This window comes from Conexibacter sp. CPCC 205762 (genome assembly GCF_030646155.1).
In the GTDB taxonomy this organism is placed as follows: Bacteria; Actinomycetota; Thermoleophilia; order Solirubrobacterales; family Solirubrobacteraceae; genus Conexibacter.
Map to the genome: position 1 here is coordinate 31,691 of NZ_JAUTDN010000032.1, position 15,886 is coordinate 47,576.

At 73.8% G+C, this 15,886-nt stretch carries 13 protein-coding genes; all 13 read left to right on the forward strand.

Going from position 1 to position 15,886, the window contains the following annotated elements:
* Window positions 1-142: 142 nt before the first annotated feature.
* The 13 genes from Q7L73_RS20720 to Q7L73_RS20780 all read left to right on the forward strand — a co-directional run bounded on the left by Q7L73_RS20720 (window position 143) and on the right by Q7L73_RS20780 (window position 15,873).
* A complete protein-coding gene (locus tag Q7L73_RS20720; protein ID WP_304691626.1) occupies window positions 143-3,148 on the forward strand; it encodes a non-ribosomal peptide synthetase in 3,006 nt (1,001 codons plus the stop codon).
* 102 nt (window positions 3,149-3,250) lie between these two features.
* Window positions 3,251-4,390 (forward strand): EAL domain-containing protein, encoded by a 1,140-nt coding sequence (locus Q7L73_RS20725; protein WP_304691625.1) that lies wholly within the window; start codon window positions 3,251-3,253, stop codon window positions 4,388-4,390.
* 22 nt (window positions 4,391-4,412) lie between these two features.
* Window positions 4,413-6,272, forward strand: a complete 1,860-nt coding sequence (locus tag Q7L73_RS20730; protein WP_304691624.1) for an ABC transporter substrate-binding protein — start codon at window positions 4,413-4,415, stop codon at window positions 6,270-6,272.
* A gap of 76 nt (window positions 6,273-6,348) precedes the next feature.
* Window positions 6,349-7,668 (forward strand): ABC transporter substrate-binding protein, encoded by a 1,320-nt coding sequence (locus Q7L73_RS20735; protein WP_304691623.1) that lies wholly within the window; start codon window positions 6,349-6,351, stop codon window positions 7,666-7,668.
* Window positions 7,656-8,423, forward strand: a complete 768-nt coding sequence (locus Q7L73_RS20740; RefSeq protein WP_304691622.1) for an ABC transporter ATP-binding protein — start codon at window positions 7,656-7,658, stop codon at window positions 8,421-8,423. The genes Q7L73_RS20735 and Q7L73_RS20740 overlap by 13 nt, the downstream gene beginning before the upstream one ends.
* Window positions 8,413-9,144 (forward strand): ABC transporter ATP-binding protein, encoded by a 732-nt coding sequence (locus Q7L73_RS20745; protein WP_304691621.1) that lies wholly within the window; start codon window positions 8,413-8,415, stop codon window positions 9,142-9,144. Before Q7L73_RS20740 ends, Q7L73_RS20745 begins: the two co-directional genes overlap by 11 nt.
* A complete protein-coding gene (locus Q7L73_RS20750) occupies window positions 9,141-10,028 on the forward strand; it encodes a branched-chain amino acid ABC transporter permease (protein ID WP_304691620.1) in 888 nt (295 codons plus the stop codon). Before Q7L73_RS20745 ends, Q7L73_RS20750 begins: the two co-directional genes overlap by 4 nt.
* Entirely contained in the window at window positions 10,025-11,077 is a 1,053-nt protein-coding gene (locus tag Q7L73_RS20755) for a branched-chain amino acid ABC transporter permease (protein WP_304691619.1), read from the forward strand. The genes Q7L73_RS20750 and Q7L73_RS20755 overlap by 4 nt, the downstream gene beginning before the upstream one ends.
* A complete protein-coding gene (locus tag Q7L73_RS20760; protein ID WP_304691618.1) occupies window positions 11,077-11,862 on the forward strand; it encodes a polysaccharide deacetylase in 786 nt (261 codons plus the stop codon). The genes Q7L73_RS20755 and Q7L73_RS20760 overlap by 1 nt, the downstream gene beginning before the upstream one ends.
* On the forward strand, window positions 11,859-12,665 hold the full coding sequence (locus tag Q7L73_RS20765; protein WP_304691617.1) for an SDR family NAD(P)-dependent oxidoreductase: 807 nt from the start codon (window positions 11,859-11,861) through the stop codon (window positions 12,663-12,665). The genes Q7L73_RS20760 and Q7L73_RS20765 overlap by 4 nt, the downstream gene beginning before the upstream one ends.
* Window positions 12,662-13,423, forward strand: a complete 762-nt coding sequence (locus tag Q7L73_RS20770; RefSeq protein ID WP_304691616.1) for an SDR family NAD(P)-dependent oxidoreductase — start codon at window positions 12,662-12,664, stop codon at window positions 13,421-13,423. Before Q7L73_RS20765 ends, Q7L73_RS20770 begins: the two co-directional genes overlap by 4 nt.
* Before the next feature lie 26 nt (window positions 13,424-13,449).
* The gene (locus Q7L73_RS20775; protein WP_304691615.1) at window positions 13,450-14,616 is read left to right on the forward strand and encodes a C45 family peptidase; all 1,167 of its coding nucleotides are present in this window, start codon (window positions 13,450-13,452) and stop codon (window positions 14,614-14,616) included.
* Window positions 14,617-14,685: 69 nt separating this feature from the next.
* Complete coding sequence (locus Q7L73_RS20780) at window positions 14,686-15,873, forward strand: PP2C family protein-serine/threonine phosphatase (RefSeq protein ID WP_304691614.1); 1,188 nt, start codon at window positions 14,686-14,688, stop codon at window positions 15,871-15,873.
* Window positions 15,874-15,886: the final 13 nt, after the last annotated feature.

The following is a 15,886-nucleotide window of genomic DNA, read 5'->3' on the forward strand; positions in this document are numbered from 1 at the left end:
TCGCGCCAATCTGACGCAGCGACCCCACGCAGCGCAACCGCCAACCCGCGCGCCGCCCGCTCAGGAACCGCGCGCCGCTGACGATCACCGGGAGAGGGGCCGGTTGCGGCCGGTCGACCCGAGCTTCCAGCGAGAGGACCCGATGTCGCAGCCGATCCTTGACGACGCGCGTTTCGACGACCGTCCGGTCACGTTCGACGTCGAGCGGACGATCGTCGACCACGTCGCCGGGCACGCGCTCGCCACGCCCGAGGCGCTCGCTGTCAGCGACGGGCGCAGCGCGCTCACCTACCGTGAGCTGAACGCGCGCGCCAACCGGCTCGCGCACGTCCTGCACGCGCACGGCGCCGGCGCGGAGCGCTGCGTGGCGCTGTGCGTCGACCCGTCGAGCGAGATGGTGCTCGGGGCGCTCGCGGCGCTGAAGGCCGGCTCCGCCTACGTGCCGATCGACCCCGAGTACCCGCAGGAGCGGATCGCGCTGATCCTCGAGGACACCGACCCGATCGCGGTGCTGGTCGACGAGACGACGCCGCCGCAGGTGCTTGAGGCCGCCGCCGCGCGCGCGATCCACTTCACCGCCGACCCCGACGAGCACGACGCCGCCGGGCGCCACGCCGGCCTCGCCCCGCCGCCCGGCGCGCCCGCGCCCGAGGACCTCGCCTACGTCGTCTTCACCTCCGGCTCGACCGGCCGCCCGAAGGGGGTCGAGGTCGAGCACCGCGCGCTCGCGAACCTCGTGCAGGCGCTCCAGTGGGAGTGCAGATCGGGGCCTGGCGACCGCTTCGCGCAGACCGCCTCGCCGTCGTTCGACGCGGCCGTGATGGAGATCTGGCACCCGCTCTTCGCGGGCGCCTCGCTGCACCTCTCGCCGCGCGTGCTGCGGCGCGACCCGCGCGCGCTGGTCGAGTGGATGGCGAGCGAGGAGATCACGATCACGATGGTCCCGACGGCGCTCGTCGCGATGCTGTTCGGCCGCGGCGAGCTGTATCGCCGGCTGCCGCGGATGCGCTGGCTCTGCACCGGCGGCGCGGCGCTGCTGACGCGCCCCGCGGCCGACACGCCGTACCCGCTCGTGAACATGTACGGGCCGACCGAGACGACCGTGATCGCGACGCAGGGGATCGTCCCCGCCGACGGCGCCGAGCCGCCGACGATCGGCCGCCCGATCGCGAACACGCTGATCCACGTGCTCGGCCCCGAGCGCGAGCAGCTGCCGCTCGGCGCCCGCGGCGAGATCTGGATCGGCGGGCCGCAGGTCGCGCGCGGCTACCGCGGCCGCCCCGACCTGACCGCCGAGCGCTTCCTGCCGGACCCGTACGCCGGCGTCGAGGGCGCGCGCATGTACCGCACCGGCGACATCGGCGCCTGGCGCGAGGACGGCGAGCTGGAGTTCCACGGCCGCGTCGACGACCAGATCGAGATCCGCGGCTACCGGATCGAGCCGCAGGAGGTCGAGGCGGCGCTGACCGCCCACCCGGCGATCGTCGACGCGGTCGCGATCGCGGTCACGCACGGCCGTCGCGGCGAGCAGCTGGCGGCGTACTTCACGGCGACCGAGCCGGCGCCGTCGGCGGCCGAGGCGCGCGCCCACGCGCGCTCGATCCTGCCGGAGTACATGGTCCCGACGACCTTCACGCGCGTCGAGCGGTTCGCGCTCACGCCGAACGGCAAGATCGACCGCAAGGCGCTGCCCGAGCAGCCGCTGCGGCGCGCCGACCTCGACGGTGCCTACGTCGCGCCGGCCAGCGAGCGCGAGCAGCGGTTCGCGGCCGTCTTCGCGCAGGTGCTGGAGCTGGACGAGGTCGGCGTCGCCGACGACTTCTTCGCCTTCGGCGGCGACTCGCTCGACGCGGTCGAGTGCGCCGGCGGGCTGTCGGACCTGCTCGGGCGCGAGCTGGCGGTGCAGGAGCTCTACCACGCGCCGACGATCGCGCGGCTGCTGGAGGCGATCGACGGCGCCGCGGCCGGCGCCGAGATCGACTGGGCGGCGGAGATCGAGCCGCGCCTCGGCGGCGTCGAGGCGGTCCCGCGGACACCCCGCAGCGGTGGCCGGACCGTCCTGCTGACCGGCGCCAGCGGCTTCGTCGGGCCGCACCTGCTGGCCGAGCTGGCAGCGGCGACGCGCGCCGAGGACGGCCGCGTCGTCGCGCTCGTGCGAGCGCCGTCGGCGGCGGCCGGGGCGGAGCGGCTGCAGCGCGCGCTGCTCGCCGAGCGGCGCGACCTGAGCGCCGACTGGGAGCGGATCGAGGTGCTGCCCGGCGACCTCGCGCAGGAGCGCTTCGGGCTCGACGAGGCGGCGTTCGCGGCGCTCGCGGGGCGGCTCGACGCGATCGTCCACAACGGCGCGCTCGTCCACCACCTGTACGACTACGAACGCCTGCGCGGTCCCAACGTCGAGGGCACGCGCACCGCGCTGCGGCTCGCGAAGCTCGCCGGCGGGATCCCGCTGCGCTTCGTCTCCTCGATCTCGACGGCGCTGGGAGCCGACGCGGCCGCCGGCCTCGCCGAGCGCGCCGACGTCGCGACCACGCCGCCGCCCGGCGGCGGCTACGCGGAGACGAAGTGGGTCGCGGAGCGGATGGTGCTCGCCGCGGCGGCGCAGGGCGTGCCCGTCGAGGTCGTGCGGCTGCCGCGCGCGATGGCGGCCGAGCACTCCGGCGCGACCTCGACCCACGACGCCGCGATCCGGCTGATCCGCGGCTGCATCGAGCTGGGCGCCTACCCGCGCTGGAGCGGCTGGGAGCCGTGGGCGCCGGTCGACGACCTCGCCGCCGCGCTCGCGCACGCGCCGTTCGAGACGCCGGAGTCCGCCGCGCTCGTCTACCCGCCGGCCGCGATCGCCGGCTTCGAGCAGGTGCTGCGGGCGGCTGCCCAGTACGGCTACGCGCTCGACCCGCTGCCGCTGGCGGCCTGGCGCGAGCGGCTGCACGCGGCCGGCGCGACGAACGCCGCCGCGGCCGTCTACGCCGAGTTCGGCCTCGGCGACGACGAGCAGCCGCCGCTCCTCGTCCCGGTCGGCGACGACTGGGGCCTGACGCCGCGGCTGCCCGGCCCGGACTGCGCGCCGGTCGGCAGCGAGTACGTCTGGCGGATGCTCGACTACCTCGTCAGCGTCGGCTACCTGCCGCCGCCGGCCGCGGTCCGCTGAGCGGCGCGGGTCAGAGTGGACTCACCGTCGCTCAAGCCGGAAGCGATCGCAGCCGACCCAAGAAAGACGGGCGTTCCTCGACCAGCTGGGCTTGAACGACAGATGCACACAGATCCAGACGGTCGCGACGGCACGCCGGAGCAGCTTGCGGCGCTCGTCATCGCCTGCACCCAGCCGGGCACGCTGCGGACGCTGTTCCAGCCGATCGTCGATCTGCAGCGAGGGCGCGTCGCCGGGTACGAGGCGCTGACGCGGATCGAGCTCGAGCCGCGGCTGGGTCCGGACCGCTGGTTCGCCGCCGCGCACGCCGCCGGCCTCGGCCCGCGGCTGGAGGCGGCCGCCGTGCGCAACGCCCTGCGGGCGCGGTCGGAGCTGCCGGGCAACTGCTTCCTGACCGTCAACGTCGCGCCCGAGGCGCTCCTCAGCGACGAGCTGCAGTGCGCCTTCGCCGCCGCCGGCGACCTGCGCGGGGTGATCGTCGAGCTGACCGAGCAGACGCCGGTCGACGACTACGACGCGCTGCTGGCGGCGTTCGCGCCGCTGCGCGAGGTCGGCGCGCTGCTGGCGGTCGACGACGCCGGCGCCGGCTACGCGTCGCTGACGCACATCACGCGGCTGCGGCCGCAGCTGATCAAGATCGATCGCACCCACGTCGCGGGGATCGACCACGACCCGGCGAGGGTCGCGGTCGTGCAGACGCTCGGCGAGCTCGGCTCGCGGCTCGACGCCTGGGTGCTGGCGGAGGGCGTCGAGACGCGCGCGGAGCTGGAGACGGTCATCGACCTCGGCGTGCCGCTGGCGCAGGGCTGGTTCCTCGGCAGACCGAGTCCGGCGATGGCGCCGGCGCTGCCGCAGCTGCAGGTCGCGCACGGCGAGCGGGCGAGGCGCGTCGCCGCCGGGGCGCTCGGCGAGCTGCTGGAGCGCGCCGTCTGCATCGCCCACGACGCGCCCGCGTCGCTCGTCGCGCAGACGTTCGCGAGCGAGCCGGCGGCGCGCGTGCTGGTGCTCGTCGACGAGCACCAGCGGCCGCTCGACCTCATCCACCGCAGCAGCGGCCGCAACGGCGGCGGCGTGCTGACGGTCGACCTCGCGACGTCGCTGCCGCAGCTCGTCCAGCGGCTCGTCCACCGCGACGAGCGCGTCCGCTTCGACCCGGTCGTCGCCTGCGACGAGCAGGGCGCGGTCGTCGGGCTGCTGACGCTGGAGCGGCTGCTGCTGGCGCTCGCGGCCGAGCCGGCTTGATCGGCGGGGCTACCATGGAGCGATGCCGAGCGATGCACTGCGCGCCAGCGCGACGGTCGCCGGCAGCCTGGGGGAGCTGCCCGCGATCGCGGCCTACCTGACCCGCTCCGGGCAGCTGATCGAGCACAACGACGGCCGCGGACGTCGCGCGCTGGAGCACGATCCAGCGCTCGCGCGCCACGTCGAGGCGATGCTCGCCTGCGCGCTCGACGAGCTGCGCTTCCTCTGGCGCGCGCCGGACGGCGGCTGGGTCGCGGTCGTCGCGCAGCGGGTCGCCGCGACGTTGCAGCACGAGGAGGCGGCGCTGGTCGAGCTGCACCCGCTCGCCGTGCTGCCGTACGGGCTGACCCCGCGCGAGGCGGAGGTGCTGACGCTGCTCGCCGGCGGGCTCGGCAACGCCGAGGTCGCGGCTCACCTCGGCACCAGCGCGCGCACGACCTCGACCCAGGTCGCGACGATCCTCGCCAAGCTCGACCAGGTGACGCGCGCCGGCGCCGCGAGCATGGCGGTCGAGCAGGGCCTGCTGCGGCTGCCGGTTGCCGGCGGCGGCCACGCGATCGCGCGGCTGGCGATCGGCCAGGTCGACATCGTCGTGCGGCGCGCGCAGGCACGCGCCGCCGCGCCGGCGTCCGCGCCCGCCCCGGCGTCCGCGGCCTTTGCCGCGCCGGAAGCTCCCGCGGAGACCCGCCCCCGCCGCGGCTCCCGCCCGCGCCCGCTGCTGATCGGCGGCCTGCTGCCGCTGTCGGGCCCGATGGGCGCCGACGGGCGCGAGATGCAGAACGGCTCGCGGCTGGCGATCGCCGAGATCAACGCCCGCGGCGGGATCGCCGGGCGGCCGATCGAGCAGCTCGTCGTCGACGTCGACATCGACGACCGGCACGCGATCGACGCCGCCGTCCGCCGGCTCGTCGACGCCGAGGTCGACGCGATCACGACCGGCTACACGTTCGCCGAGGACCCGACCCGCTACGACGCCGTCGCCGCCTACGGCTGCCCGCTGCTGACGACCGAGACCTCCGAGGTGCAGGCCGAGCTGGTCAGGTCCGACCGCTCGCGGCTGGCGCAGGTCTTCCAGGTCGGCCCGACCGAGTCGCACTACGTCGCCGGCTTCGTGCGCTTCCTCGACGACCTCGTCGCGGCCGGCTCGTGGCGGCCCGCCAACCGCCGCCTGGCGATCGTCGAGACGCCGATGCCGGGCGGGCACGTCAGCACGCCGGAGGCGATCGACGCGATCGAGCAGGCCGGCTGGAAGCTCGACACCGTCCACTCGGTCGGCGGCTACGAGGTCGACTGGACGACGGTCCTGACGCAGATCAGGGCGACCGCGCCGGCGGCCGTGATGCTCGCCCACTTCGTCCCCGGCGAGGCGGCCGAGTTCCAGCGCGCCTTCGTCGCCGACCCGACCGACACGCTGATCTACGGCGTCTACGCGCAGTCGGTGCCGGAGTACGCGCAGCTCGCGGGCGCCGCCGCCGACGGCGTCCTCTGGGGCACCGTCACCGGCAGCTACAGCGACCGCATCGGCGAGGCGTTCGCGCGCCAGTACGAGGCCGTCTACGGTGTCCGCCCCGGTCGTTCGCAGGCCGGCCTCTCCTACGACCAGGTCAGCCTCCTGAGCCTCGCCTGGGCGCGCGTCGGCAACCCGCGCGCGTTCGACGCCGTCGGCGACGAGCTGCGCCGGATCGCCCATCGGGGTATCAACGGCACGTACGTGCTCGGCCATGAGCGACAGTGCGGCCTCAACTATCCCTATGACACGCCTGACCCCTCGCTCGGGCAGGCGCACCTCGTCTTCCAGCTGCGGGACGGCGTCAACCGGATCGTCCATCCGACGCTCTACGCCGACGGCGCGTTCGCGCTCCCGCCCTGGTTCAGCAGCTGACGGCCTACGTCGGTTGGCGTATGGAGCCGCCGCGGCTGCCGGGCTACCTTCCGCCGAGGTCCGGAGGAGGAACTTGATGACCGATGAACCGACGCGGCGTCCTGTCCGCGTCACACGCAGACAGCTGGTCGCGGGCATGGGCTCGGCGACCTTCGGCGGCCTGCTCGCAGGCGGCGCAGCCGGCTTCTTCGGCGGGCGCTCAGACCAGAACGCGGAGGCCAGCGGCGGCACGGGCAAGCCGATCACGGTCGGCGCGCTGCTGCCGGTGACCGGCGCCGCGGCCGGCGACGCGCAGGAGCAGCTGCGCGGGCTGAAGCTCGGCGCCAAGCAGATCAACGAGGCCGGCGGCATCGGCGGGCGGCCGATCGAGATCCAGGTGCAGGACGCGAGAGACCAGACGCCGGGCGTGATGAAGGCGGCGATGCTGAAGTTCGTCGGCGACCGCGTCGCGGCGATCTTCTCGCCGTTCCTGACCTACACGAACACCGAGACGCCGGTCGTCGGCAAGGCCGGCATCCCGCTGTTCCACATCAACACGTTCCAGGGCAACGTCGACTGGGCGAAGAAGAACGGCTACGACAGCATCTTCCAGTGCTGCCCGTCGGAGACGTGGTACGCGACCGGCTTCAGATCGGTGATGGACGCGCTGATCGCCTCCGGCAGATTCCAGCCGCGCAACAGAACGGCCGCGATCGTGACCGGCAACGACGCCTACAGCGCCTCGGTCGCGAGCACCTTCCGCAAGGACATCGAGAAGGCCGGCTGGAAGGTCGTCCAGTACGACACCTACACCGCCCCGCAGGCCGACTGGGGCGGCGTGCTCGCGCGCATCCGCTCCAAGGACCCGGACGTGATCTTCCAGTCCGACTACCTGCCGGGCGACGAGGCGTCGTTCATCAAGCAGTTCGCGCAGGGGCCGACGCGCTCGCTCGTCTACCAGCTGTACGCGCCGTCGGTCCCGGAGTACCTCGAGCTGGCGGGCAAGGCCGGCAACGGCGTGATGTGGGCGACGACGACCGGCACGATGTTCGAGGACGACCTCGGCACGCGCTTCTTCGACGACTACCGCAGAGCGTACGGCGAGGATCCCGGCCGCTCCAACGCCGGCGCCAACTACGACATGATCCGCCTGTGGGCGCAGGCGGCGGCGCTGGCGTCGAGCCCGTTCGCCTACGAGGAGGTCGCGGCCAACGTCCGCACGCAGGTCTTCCGCGGCGTCAACGGCGCCTACGTGCTCGGCGAGCAGCTGACCTGCCTGCCGTACCCGGCGGCGGTCAGAGATCCGTCGCTCGGGATGGCGTTGCAGACCTACCAGATCCAGGACGGCAAGCAGGTCCGCATCTCGCCGGACCCCTACACGACGGGTGAGTTCCAGGAGCCGTCGTGGTTGGCGTGAAGGAGCCGGCGAGCCTGGAGCTGCGCGAGATCGCCAAGCACTACGGCGGCCTGCGGGCCGTCGACGGCGTCTCGACCGTCGCCGAGCCGGGCGAGGTGCTCGGCATCGCCGGCCCCAACGGCGCCGGCAAGACGACGCTGTTCGACGTCGTCTCCGGCCTCACGCCGGCGACCGCCGGCGACGTGCTGCTCGGCGGCGAGCCGATCGCCGCGCTGAGCGTCCACCGCCGCTGCCACCGCGGCATGGCGCGGACCTTCCAGCAGCCGACCGTCGCCGGCTCGCTGACGACGTACGAGAACCTGCTCGTGGCGGCGAAGTACGGCCGCGCGGGCGAGCACTGGAACGGCCTCGGCGCCGATGCCGTCGACGACGCCGAGTGGGCGCTCGACTGGTCCGGCCTGGCCGCGAAGGCCGACGAGCCGGCCGAGCTGCTCGGCGTCTTCGACAAGAAGCGGCTGATGATCGCGACCGCGGTCGTGCTCGGCCCCCGCACGCTGCTGCTCGACGAGCCGTTCGGCGGCCTCAACGACGCCGAGATCGACACGACGCTGACGCTGATCCAGGCGGTCGCCGGCTTCGGCGTCGCCGTCGTCTGCATCGAGCACGTGATGCGCGCGCTCGTGAAGCTGTCGGCGCGCGTGTTGGTGATGCACCAGGGCAAGCCGTTCTTCGAGGGCACGCCGCAGGCGATGCTGAAGGACCGGCGCGTGATCGAGATCTACCTCGGCGAGAAGGCGGCCCGCAATGCCGGCTGACGCGTTGCTGGAGGTCCGCGGCGTCAGCTGCGGCTACGGCGAGACGACGATCGTCCGCAACGCCGAGCTGACCGTCGGCGCGGGCGAGACGCTCTGCCTCGTCGGCCCCAACGGCCACGGCAAGTCGACGCTGCTGCGCGCGATCACCGGCCTGCTGCCGCTGAGCGCGGGCGAGGTCCGCTTCGGTGGCGAGCGGATCGACGGCCGCGCGGCCGAGCAGCTGACCGAGCTGGGGATCGTCCACATCCCCCAGGGCGACCACCTCTTCCCCGACCTGACGGTCGAGGAGAACCTGCTGATGGGCGCCTTCCCGAAGGGCGCCTGGAAGGACCGCGGCACGGCCCTGGACGAGGTCTTCGCGCGGTTCCCGAAGCTGAAGGATCGGCGCCGCCAGCGCGCTCGCACGCTCTCGGGCGGCGAGCGGCGGATGGTCGCGATCGGCCGCGGGCTGATGCGCCAGCCGCGCCTGCTCGTGATCGACGAGCCGTCGCTCGGCCTCGCGCCCGTGATCGTCGAGTCCGTCTACGAGATCATCGCCGGCGTCGCCGCCCAGCGCACGACCTCGATCCTGCTGGTGGAGGAGAACTTCACCCACGTCGAGGAGGTCGCCGACCGCGTCAGCGTCCTGGAGATGGGGCGGATCGTCCGCACCGGCCTGCCGGCCGAGCTGGCCGACGACGCCGCCGTCACGCAGTCCTACCTGGGAGCGCTGCCCTCATGAGCGACATCCTCAGCATCCTCGTCAGCACCGTCGTGCTGGGCTCGATCTACGGGCTCGTCGCGCTCGGGATGACGCTCATCTACGGCATCCTGCGCGTGCTCGACATGTCGCAGGGCTCGATGGTGATGGTCGGCGGCTTCGTCGGCTGGGCCGTCATGACGAGCGCCGGGCTGTCGCCGTGGCTGGCGATCGTCGCGGCCTTCGCGGCGACCTTCGCGCTCGGCGTGCTGACCCAGGTCGTCTCCGTCCAGCCGCTGATCGGCCGGCGCGGGACCGACTTCGAGATGATCACCTTCATCACGACCTTCGCGGTCGCGATGGTGCTCTCCAACCTCGCGCTGCAGTTCTTCGGCCCGCGCCAGAAGAACGTGCCGGAGCTGGTCGGCGGCTCGATCCACCTGTACGAGTCGGTCTCGCTGCCGTACCAGTCGATCGTGATGACCGCGATCGCGCTCGCGCTGATGCTCGGCTTCGCGCTCTTCCTCAACCGCTCGCGCTACGGCATCGCGATCCGCGCGGTCGCGCAGGACCTCGACGCCGCGCGCCTGATGGGCGTGCCGATCAAGCGCGTCTTCCCGCTCGTGATGGGCTTCGCCTCGGCGATCGCCGGCGTCGCGGGCGTCTTCCTCGCGACGCAGTACTTCGCCTCGCCGACGGCCGGCGACCAGCCGCTGCTGATCGCGCTGATCGTCGTCATCTTCGGCGGCCTCGGCTCGCTGCAGGGCGCGATCGTCGCCGCCTACGCGATCGGCCTGATCCAGGCCGCCGCGTCGGTCTACGTCTCGACCACCTGGGCGCTGCCGATCCTCTACGGAGTGATCGTGCTGGTGCTGATCATCCGGCCGCAGGGGATCGCCGGCCGCTCGCTGGAGGCACGCCTGTGACCCGCCGCCCGACGCCCCTGCAGGCGACCTTCTCGAAGCCGAAGGTCACCATCAGCGCTGCGCTCGTCCTGCTTGCCGCACTCGTCCCGTTCATCTACCCGAGCACGTACGGCACCGGCGTGCTCGTGACGATGCTGATCTTCACCGTCCTCAACCTGAGCTGGAACTTCGTGCTCGGGATCGCGGGCGTGTGGAACTTCGGCCAGCTGGCGATGTTCGCCGTCGGCGGCTACGGCGGCGGCCTGCTGATCATCCACGCCTCGCTGCCGCCGTGGCTGGCGCTGCTGGCCGGCGGGATCGGCGGCACGCTGCTGGCCGTCCTGCTGGCGCTGCCGACGCTGCGGCTGTTCGGCATCTACACCTCGCTGCTGACGTTCGCCGCGGCGCAGGTCGTGCAGCTGGTGATCCAGAACGACAGCTCCGGCACGACCGGCGGCGCGCTCGGCCTGCCGACCGTCAAGGGCCTGTTCGAGTCGCTCGACCCGCTGTGGGCGACGCGCGCCTGGTACTGGCTCGTGCTCGCGATCGTCGTGGTCGTCTGCGCCGCGATCGCGCTGCTGGCGCGCTCGCCGCTCGGGCTCGCGCTGCGGACGCTGCGCGACTCGGCCGCCTACGGCTCGGCGCGCGGGATCGATCCGCGCGGCCACCGCGTGCTGGCGTTCGCGATCTCCGGCTTCGTCGCTGGCGTCGCGGGCGCGCTCTACACCGTCTACAACGGCTCGATCTCGCCGACCGTGATGGGCCTGACGCCGATGTCGATCTACGTGACGATGATCGTGATCGGCGGCCTCGGCTCGATCACCGGGCCGATCGTCGGCACCGCGCTGGTGACGGCGATCCAGCAGGCGCTGATCGACCACCCCGGCACGCAGCTGACGGTGCTCGGCGTCGTGCTGATCGCGATCGTCGTGTTCGTGCCGCGCGGGATCGCGTTCGAGGCCGGCCGCGTGCGCGACCGCGTCGTGCGCTGGATGAACGAAGAGGAGGAGGTGCCGGCGGGGCCGGCGTCTCCGGAGGGGCGGCTCGTCGCGGGCCGGGAGGGAACGTGATGGACGTCGCATTCAGCTTCGACTTCGACGCCGAGGAGGTCTGGATCGGGGAGGACCCGGCCAACGCCGACCGCCCCGGCGTCCTCTCGCAGGGCACCTACGGCGCGAGAGTCGCGGTGCCGCTGCTGCTGGAGCTGCTGGAGCGGCGCGGGGTGAAGGCGACCTTCTTCGTCCCCGGCCGCGTCGCCGAGCGCCACCCCGGGCGGGTGCGCGAGATCGTCGCGGCCGGGCACGAGATCGGCCTGCACGGCTACACCCACCGCTCGCCGTCGGAGCTGGCGCCGGGCGAGGAGGAGCAGGAGCTGGTGCGCGCGCGGGCGGTGCTGGAGGGGCTGGGGGCGTCGTTGAGCGGCTACCGCTCGCCGTCGTGGGACTTCAGCGCGCAGACGCTGGAGCTGCTGGCCGCGCACGGGATCGCCTACTCCTCGAATCTGATGGACGACATCAGGCCCTACCGCCACGCGAGCGGCGGGATCGTCGAGCTGCCGGTCCAGTGGCTGCTCGACGACGCCGCCCACTTCTGGTTCTCGAACAAGGACTGGGCGAACACGATCGCGCCCGCCAGCCACGTGCGCGAGATCTGGCAGGAGGAGTTCCTCGGCATGCGCAGGTACGGCGGCACGGCCGTCTTCACGATGCACCCGCAGATCATCGGGCGGCCGTCGCGGCTGGCGTTCCTCGACGCCTTCATCGGCTTCGTGCTCGGGCACGAGGACGTGCGCGTGCGCACCTGCGGCGAGATCGCCGCCGACGTGCCGGCCTCCTCGCAGGAGGTGGTCGCGTGAAGGCGATCGTGACCGGCGCCGCGCGCGGCCTCGGCGAGGGGATCGCGCGCCGGCTCGTCGCCGACGGCGGCGACGTCGCGCTGCTCGACGCGATCGACGAGGTCGAGACGACGGCCGCGACGCTCGCCGCGAGCGGCGGGCGCGGCGAGCGCGACGGCGACGCCCCGGGCGGCCCGGCCGGCGGCACCGTCGTCGGGCTGCGCTGCGACGTGAGCGACGAGGCGGCCGTGAGCGCGGTCGTCGCGGAGGCGCTGGAGCGGCTCGGCGGCGTCGACCTGCTCGTCAACTGCGCCGGCATCGGCGGCCCCGGCGAGCCGCTCGCGGAGGTCGACGCGGAGGCCTTCCGGCGCACGCTCGACGTCAACCTGACCGGCTCGTTCCTGATGGCGAGAGCGGTCGCGCCGGCGCTGATCGCGCAGCGCGCCGGCTCGATCGTCAACATCGGCTCGATCTTCGGCCAGCAGGGCGTGCCGTTCGGCGCCGCCTACTCGTCGTCGAAGGGGGGAGTGACGCTGCTGACCCACTCGCTCGCGCTGGAGCTGGCGCCGCACAGGATCCGCGTCAACGCGATCGCGCCCGGCCACATGGAGTCGGTGATGCACTTCGACGAGCTGCGCGAGCGTGCGCGGCGGGCCGGGATCAGCTTCGAGGAGGAGGTCGAGAAGGCGCGCGCGATCGTTCCGCTCGGCCGCCACGGCAACGGCGCCGACGTCGCCGGCGCGGTCGTCTGGCTCGCCTCGCCGGACGCCTCGTACGTGACCGGCCAGACGATCAACGTCAACGGGGGGCTGCTGCTGTCATGAGCGCGTCAGACGGCGGCGCGGCGGGCGGCGGCGAGTTCGCGGGCCGCCGCGCGCTGATCAGCGGCGGCGCCTCCGGCATCGGCGCGGCGACGGCGGCGCTGCTGCGCGAGCAGGGCGCCCGCGTCGTCACGCTCGACCTGACCGCTGACGGCCCCGACCAGGTCGCCGCCGACGTGCGCGACGAGCGGGGGGTCGAGGCCGCCGTCGCGCGCGCGGCCGAGCTGCTCGGCGGCCCGCCGCAGCTGCTGGTCGCCTCGGCCGGCGTCTACCCGATCAAGCCGCTCTGCGAGATCGACGCGGCCGAATGGGATCGCGTGCTGGGGATCAACCTGCGCGGCGCCCACCTCGTCGGCCGCGCCTTCGCGCGCACGCTGCTGGAGGGCGAGAACGGCGCGACCGCCAGCGGCGCGATCGTCAACGTCGCCTCGCTCGCCGCCACCAACGCCGACGCGAGCGAGCCGGCCGGCCACTACGCCGCCAGCAAGGCCGGCCTGCTCGGCCTGACCCGCCAGCAGGCGGCCGAATGGGGCCCGCGCCTGCGCGTCAACGCCGTCAGCCCCGGCGTGATCGAGACGCCGATGCTGCGGATCACCGACGACCCTGCGACCGCCGCCGCCTACCTGCGCGAGCGCGTCCCGCTGAGACGGCTCGGCACGGCCTGCGAGGTCGCGCACACGATCGCCTTCCTGCTCTCCGACCGCGCCGCGTACGTCACCGGCGCAGCACTGCCGGTCGACGGCGGGTCGAGCTTCAGCTAGGCCCAGAGGACGAAGGGACGTACCTGATGTACCCACGCATTCGCGTCTCCGGCGACGCACGTGAGCGCGGCCGCCAGTACGGCGAGCAGGCGCGTGAGCGGATCGCCCGCTCGATCGCCGCCTACCGCGAGGTGTTCGCGCACGAGGCCGGCTGGGCGTGGGAGCGCGTCCGCAGCGAGGCGGCCGCCTTCCGTGCGCCGATCGTCGCCCACGGCGCCAAGTACATGGAGGAGATCGAGGGGATCGCCGAGGGCGCCGGCGTCGACGCGCTCGACGTCCTCGCGATCAACGTCCGCACCGAGGTGATGTTCGCCGCGAAGGCGCGCAGAGCGGCGGCGAGCGGCGCCGCGCCGCGGCCGTCGCTGCCGCTGGAGTGCAGCGCGCTCGCGGTCTCGCCCGAGCGGACGGTCGACGGCCGCCTGCTGGTGGCGCAGAACTGGGACTGGCTCGTGCACAGCTTCGAGACGGTCGTCGTGCTGGAGGCCGAGCAGGACGACGGGCCCGACTACGTCACCGTCGTCGAGGCCGGCCTGCTGGCGAAGACCGGCCTCAACTCGGCCGGCGTCGCGCTCGCCACCAACGCGCTCGTCTGCTCCGACGACCGCGGCGAGCCGGGCGTCCCGTACCACGTGCTGCTGCGCTCGATCCTCGACGCCGAGACCGTCAGCGACGGCCTCGCGGCGATCGTCCGCTCGCCGCGCTCCTCCTCCGCCAACTACCTGATCGGCGACGCCGATGGGGTCGCGGTCGACGTCGAGGCCGCGCCCGGCGACGCCTCGCGCGTCTTCCTCGGCTATCCGGAGGACGGCGTCGTGCTGCACGTCAACCACTTCACGTGGGCCGACGAGCGGCTGCGCGACCTGTCGCTGTGGGCGATGCCGGACAGCCCCTTCCGGCTCGCGCGGCTGCGGCAGCTGACCGCTCCCGCCGCCGGCCCGCTCGACCGCGCCGCGATCGAGCGGCTGCTGTCGGACGAGAAGATGCGCCCGTACGCGATCTGCTGCCGTCCCGACCCGCGCGACGAAGGCGCGATGCGCTGGGCGACCGTGCTCGGGATCGTGATCGACCCGGCGCTGCGGACGATCTCGCTCGCCTCCGGCATCCCCGCCGACACCGGCTTCGAGCAGCTCGATTACACTACATTTCTTCACAAATCGTCGTTGCGGGACGACGTGACGCGGGTGCCGGCCTGAGCGAGGCCGCGCCTGGATTGGGGGCGCGGTATGGCGGGTAGCGGCGACCGGATGGACGTTGCGAGCGACGTGGACGAGGGACGGGAGTCGCTTCAGCGGCTGACCGATCCAGCGCTCGCGCACATGCCGCAGGAGCAGCTTCTCTCGGAGCTGCTCGAGCGGGTGGCGGCGATCCTACGCGCCGACACCGCGGCGATCCTGCTGCTCGACGGCGACGGACGGCACCTGCTCGCGCGCGCTGCCAAGGGCGTCGAGGAGGAGGTCGAGCAGGGCGTCCGGATCCCCGTCGGCAAGGGCTTCGCCGGCCGCATCGCGGCCGAGCGGCGGGCGATCGCGATCGACGACGTCGACCACGCCGACATCCTCAACCCGATCCTGCGCGAGAAGGGGATCCGCTCGCTGCTGGGGGCGCCGCTGGTGGTCGAGGGGCGGGTCGTCGGCGTGCTGCACGTCGGCTCGCTCGTGCCGCGCCACTTCGACGCCGACGAGGCCGACCTGCTGCAGGTCGCCGCCGACCGCGCCGCGAGCGCGATCGAGTACGCGGTGCTGACCGAGGGACGGCGGCTCGCGGTCGCGCTCCAGCACCAGCTGCTGCCCGGCCTGCGCTCGCTGCCCGGCGTCGAGCTGGCGAGCCGCTACCTGCCCGCGACGAGAGAGGAGGCGCTCGGCGGCGACTGGTGCGACGCCTTCCCGCTGCCCTGCGGCCGGCTCGCGGTCGCGGTCGGCGACGTCGTCGGCCACGGCGTCGCCGCGGCGGTCGTGATGGCGCAGCTGCGCACCGCGCTGCGCGCCTACGCCTCCGAGGGCGCGTCGCCGGAGGAGGTGCTGACGCGCATGAACCAGCTGATGTTCAACCTCGGGCCGATGTCGATGACGACGCTCGCGCTGGCGATCGTCGACCCGATACGGGGCGAGCTGCGGCTCGCCAACGCCGGCCATCCGCCGCCGCTGGCGGTCGGGCCGCACAGCCGCTCGTTCCTGGCCGAGCCGGTCGGGCTGCCGCTGGCGGTCGCGCGCGAGGCGCGCTACGAGAGCGGCGTTCACAGCTGCCCGCCGGGCACGACGCTCGTGCTCTACACCGACGGCCTCGTCGAGCGCCGCGGCGAGGTGATCGACGCGGGGCTGGAGCGTCTGCGGCTGGCCGTCCCCGCCGGTGCGGGCGCCGACGCCGCCTGCGCGCGGATCGTCTCCGCGCTCGCCGCCGACGCCCGCCGCGACGACGTCGCGCTGGTCGTGCTGCGGCTGCCGGGCGCCTGACGCCCCCCGGCGT